Annotated in this window: 3 protein-coding genes, 1 pseudogene and 1 riboswitch; of the genes and pseudogenes, 1 reads left to right on the top strand and 3 read right to left on the bottom strand. The window is 70.8% G+C overall.

Features of this window, described 5'->3' with window-relative positions; translation table 11 throughout:
- The 3 genes from ACXJKQ_RS27405 to ACXJKQ_RS27395 form a co-directional block, all read right to left on the bottom strand.
- The coding region (locus tag ACXJKQ_RS27405; protein WP_457108821.1) for a PepSY domain-containing protein at positions 1-1,085 on the bottom strand (1,085 nt) is incomplete at its 3' end.
- Positions 1,079-3,262: a TonB-dependent receptor gene (locus tag ACXJKQ_RS27400; protein WP_457108820.1), complete on the bottom strand. Its 2,184-nt coding sequence runs from the start codon at positions 3,260-3,262 to the stop codon at positions 1,079-1,081. The genes ACXJKQ_RS27405 and ACXJKQ_RS27400, both read right to left, overlap by 7 nt.
- Positions 3,263-3,539: 277 nt before the next feature.
- A riboswitch (cobalamin riboswitch) is annotated at positions 3,540-3,731 on the bottom strand.
- A 92-nt stretch (positions 3,732-3,823) separates the two neighbouring features.
- Entirely contained in the window at positions 3,824-4,171 is a 348-nt protein-coding gene (locus ACXJKQ_RS27395; RefSeq protein ID WP_457108819.1) for a hypothetical protein, read from the bottom strand.
- A 274-nt stretch (positions 4,172-4,445) separates the two neighbouring features.
- Here ACXJKQ_RS27395 and ACXJKQ_RS27390 point away from each other — a divergent pair.
- Positions 4,446-4,670: pseudogene (locus tag ACXJKQ_RS27390) on the top strand (RluA family pseudouridine synthase); the annotation flags it as partial.

Genomic DNA, 4,670 nt, shown 5'->3' with positions numbered 1-4,670 from the left:
GCATCGAGGGCCGCGCCGTCATCCGCGCGGCGTGCCGGGACGCTGGTCGGGCCGTCGGCCGGATTGTCGGCGATGATCCACCACGATCCGCCGATGGCGGCGAAGCGCAGCGCCCGGGTCCCGGGGCCGGCGAAGCCGCGCAGGGCTCCGGCGTCGAGGCCGAGGGCGGGGGGCTGTCCGGCATAGGCGGCGCGGATCGCGGCGGGCGCGGCGCTCGACGAGAACCAGCGGTTTGGGTTCATCGAGATCCAGCCGCTGAGGATGAAGGTGCTGAGCCCGATCCCGCCCGCGACGCCGAAGAGGTGGTGCCAGCGGGCGAGCCCGCGATAGGGCGTGACGGCCCCGCCCGCGTACCGCCGCCGGAGGCGTAGGCTCCAGATCCCGATCGCCAGCCCGCTCAGCGCCCCCAGGGCGGCGAAGCCCGACAGCCAGAGCAGGACCGTCCGCCACAGCTCCGGCCGGGCACGCAGCGGCGTGAGGTAGATCCAGTGCGCGACGGCGCCGACCCAGTTCCAGGCCCGCTCGGACCGGGTCGTGTCGAGGGCGATCTCGCCAGTGACCTGCGAGACGTAGAGTTCGGTCCCCGCGACGTCACCGAGGGCGACCTTCAGGAACGGGCGGAGCGGGTCGTACCGGGCCGTGACGGTCCACTGGTCGCGGTCGACCGGCTCGACGCGTGCATCCGGAGCCCCCTCGGCCACGAGACGCTGCGCGTCCTCGAGCGTCAGCGGGCCGAGCCGCGCGCCGGTCCGCGCCGAGACCGTGGCCCGGGCGCCGTCGCGGTCGGCGATCCGGTAGACGGGCTCGCCGCCCCGCATCTCCAGGCCGAAGGCGGCCGGCACGCCGCCGAGGCCGGCGGCGCGGAGCGCGTCGTCCGGTGGGACCGTGACCTGATCCCAGGCGATCGGCGCGATCCGTGACAGGCGCTCGGCCTGGGTGAGCGTCGGGAACGGCACGTAGAGCATCACCAGCCCGGATCCGATCCACAGGGCGAAGAACAGCCCGGCGGCGATCCCGGCCCAGCGGTGGAACAGGATCAGCCAGCGCCGTCCCGTCTTGCCGAGCCGGCGCGGCAGGCTCACCATGTCACCGTATAGGCGACCTCGACCGAGCGCGGGCGCCCGAGCAGCCAGTTGGTGCCCACCCCGTTCACGGCGTTGCCGCTGATCGCGTAGACCTTGTCGAACAGGTTGTAGACCCGCAGCGACAGGCGCGACGCCTCCGTGACCTGATGGTCCAGGACCACGTTGACGAGGTTGTAGGCCGGGCGCCGGGCCGTGTTGCCGAAGTCGCTGTAGACCTGTCCGACGTTCTGGAGTCCGACCCGCGCGGTCCAGTCGCGGAATACGTCCCAGGTCAGCCAGAGGTTGGCCACGCGCTCGGGCACGTCGATCGGCTGGTTGCCGGCATACGAGACCGTGGCGCCGCCCACCGTCTGGTCGAACCGGTCGTATTGCGCGTGCAGCAGCGCGAGGTTGCCGTCGAGGCGCCAGCCCGGCGCGAAACGCCAACCCAGCGCCAGCTCGAAGCCCTGCGAGGACTGGCTCCCCACCTGCGTGGACAGGGTCGGCTGGCCCGGGATCGCCGAGATCAGGTTGTCCTTGACGATCCGGTAGCCGGCGACGGTCCATTCCACGGCGCCGTCGAAGGCCAGACCCTTGGCACCGATCTCGACCTGATCGCCAGTGGCGAGCTTGAAGCCGGCCAGCGACTGATTCAGCGTGATCAGGCTGTTCACCGGATCGGTGGCGAAGCTGTACTGTGCGTAGAGCGCGCTGTCCGGCGTCGGGCTGTAGACGAGGCCGAACCGGTAGCCCAGCGCCCGGTAGGTCTTCTCGAACCGCGATCCCGTCTGCAGGTCCTCCCGGTTTAGCTTGGGCACGTCGAGGCGCACGCCGGTGAGGAACGAGAGCTTGTCCGACAGGATGACCCGGTCCTCGGCGAAGACCGAGGCCTGGCTCGTCTGCGTGGCGTAGGCCGGCCGCGCCCGGCCGTTCTGGGGGAAGAGGCCCGGATCGTAGCCGACGAGTGGGACGCTGGTGACCTGATCGAAGTAGAAGTTGTTGGTGTGCCGGAAATCGATGTGGTTCACGTCGAAGCCGGCCACGAACTGGTTCGGCAATCCGAACAGGCTGCCCCGGAACGTTGCGTCGAGGCGGTCTCCGACCTGCTCTTGGCTGTGGTAGATCTCCAGGTAGTCGCCCCGGTCCACGAGCCCGGTGCCGCGGTTGTAGCTGTACTGCTCGACGTCGAGCCAGTGGCGCCGGCTGGTGAGCCGGTAGGCGGTGTTGCGGATCGTGATGTCGGCCGAGGGCGACCACTCGGTCTTGAGCTGGGTCCAGTTGTCGGCCCAGGTGATCTTCGCGTCGCGGACGTTGTAATTGTTGAACCGGATGAGATCCGGGATGCGTCCCTCGACCAGCGGCGTGCCCCAGTAGCGGGCGGGCTCCTGGTAGCCGAGATCGTGGCTCAGGGTGAACGCGAGGTCGGCGCTCGGCCGGAACAGCAGGGCGGCGGAGACGGCGAGGTTGCGGAAGTCGCCCTCCGGCCGCATCCAGCCGTCGGCGCGGTTGCCGCTGACGTTGAGGCGGTACGCGAAGGTGTCGCCGTACTCCGCCTGGCCGATCCCGCCGCCGGAATCGAAGGCGAGGCGCGCGACGCCGTCCGTGCCGACCACGGCGCGCGCGGCGTTGATCGGCACGAAGACCGGTTTCTTGGGCACCACGTTGATGACGCCGCCGATCGCGCCGTCCCCGTAGAGCACCGAGGACGGCCCGCGCAGCACCTCGATCCGCTCGACGTTCCACGTGTCGAACGGGAAGGTCACGGTGTTGGCGCCGACGTAGAAGCGCGTGCCGTCGTAGAGCTGCTGGATCGAGTTCGGGCCGGCGAAGCCGCGGGACGTGAAGGCGCCGTTGCCGTTGCCGGGCGACGCAATCGTGGTGATGCCGGTGGCATCCTGGGTCACGGCCTCGGCGATCGTGTCCTGGCCGCGCAGCCGCGCGGTCTCGCCCGACACGATGTCGAGGCTGGCCGGCGTTTCCAGCGGCGTCAGGCCGAGGCGGCTCGCGGTCCGGTCGGGGGTGTGCAGGTTGAGGCTGTTCGGCGTGACGCGGTCCGGATCACCGCCCGCACCCGCAACGGAGAGCTGGTCCAGAGTGACGGCCTCCTGCGCGGCGGCCGGGCTTGTGAGGAGCGCGACGAGAACCCCGGAGACCGGAGCGAGCCCGCGTGAGCGGGGACGATGCGTCGATGAGAACATGGCGGCATGCGGTCCATGCGCGGCCCGAGCCGGCCCCGACGTCCTACAAGCAGTGTAATAACATTACAAATGCTGAGCCATCCGGAAGCTCGCGCCTTGGCGGGCGCGGAGGCGTCCCGTGATCGGGGCACGACAACCGGAATTGCGGAGATGGACATCGGGAACGGCGTCGCGGGCGCGCTTGCTGTGGCACGTCACCGCGAACGAGGCTTTGGCGTCCGTGCTCGCGCGCGGGCGCCTCGACACCCGCCAGGACACCCCGCCCGGCGCGTTTCGCGTGTGACCACGGCTGACGGCAGGTCTCCTGGCTCACGGGTCGCCGCCCTCGCACCGTCTTCCCGGGGTGACCCAGTGACGTGGTGGTGAAGGGCTCGCCGCTTACAGTTGCGGGGGCAGCCGCGGCTTCGGGGCAAGCCCTCACCGCGTTCCCTTTTGATCCCCGAAGGGAACCGTCGGGTGTCAGCTTGGCCTTGGCGCGTCCGGGCGTCAACCGTGTGTCCGGTTGTTGCGGTGGACCGGCGGGTGCGCGCCGCCGGCCGTTGCGACTCCGTTGAGGTCGGGTTAGCCGGTGCGGGATGACGCTCTGGCGCCTACTTCCGGAGATCTGCGTGAAGGCGCTGGGCCTGCCCCGGCGCGGCAACAAGCCTGCTGGCGGCAGAGATTCATGCGGATGACGGGCGCCTCACGGGCGTCCTCGGCGGCGGCGTCGCGTTCGGCGAGCGCGCCGAGGACGCCCTGATCCGGGAGTTCGCGGAGGAGCTCGGCGTCACCGTTTCGGTGCTCGGCGGTCCCCGCGTCGTAGGAAACATCGTCACGCATTAAGGGCAGGTCGGGCACGAGGTGCTGTTCCTCTTTCCGATCGCTCTGCCGCCCGGCCGGTTCGAGGGTGTGGACTGCTTCGTCTTCCATGAGGATTGCGGAATGGCGTGCATGGCGCGGTGGTGCGACCTGGACGGCCTCGACGTCGCGGGCGGACTGGACCTCTTCCCGAAAGGTCTGAAGCCCTGGCTCCGTGCGGCCTGGGGCGGCGGGCCGGGATAGCGGCGTCGATCATCCGGCGCCTTTGCCGCTGCGCGCCGGCGATGCTACAGCCGGGTAAACCCCATCGGTCCGGACGTCCGCGACGCCGCGGCCCACGCGCCCGGACGCCCCGTCCGAAGCGGAGACGGGTCCCGGCGGAATCATGACGACACGACCTCCCAAAAGCGGCGGGCCGAAGGGGCGCAAGCCTCAGGCCGGCAAGTCCCAGGCCGGCAAGTTCCAGTCTGGCAGACCCCAAGCCGGCAAGTTCCGGACCGACGACCGCGCCCGCACAGGACCGCGCACCAGCGCCCGCGACGCCGCCGAGCGCGCCGCCCGCAACCGCGGCGACGATGCCGGAGCGCGCGATCCCTGGGGCGCCCAGGGC

This window comes from Methylobacterium sp. P5_C11 (genome assembly GCF_054049775.1).
Note: the sequence above shows the minus strand (reverse complement) of the source record. Positions and strands in the feature narration are given on the sequence as shown.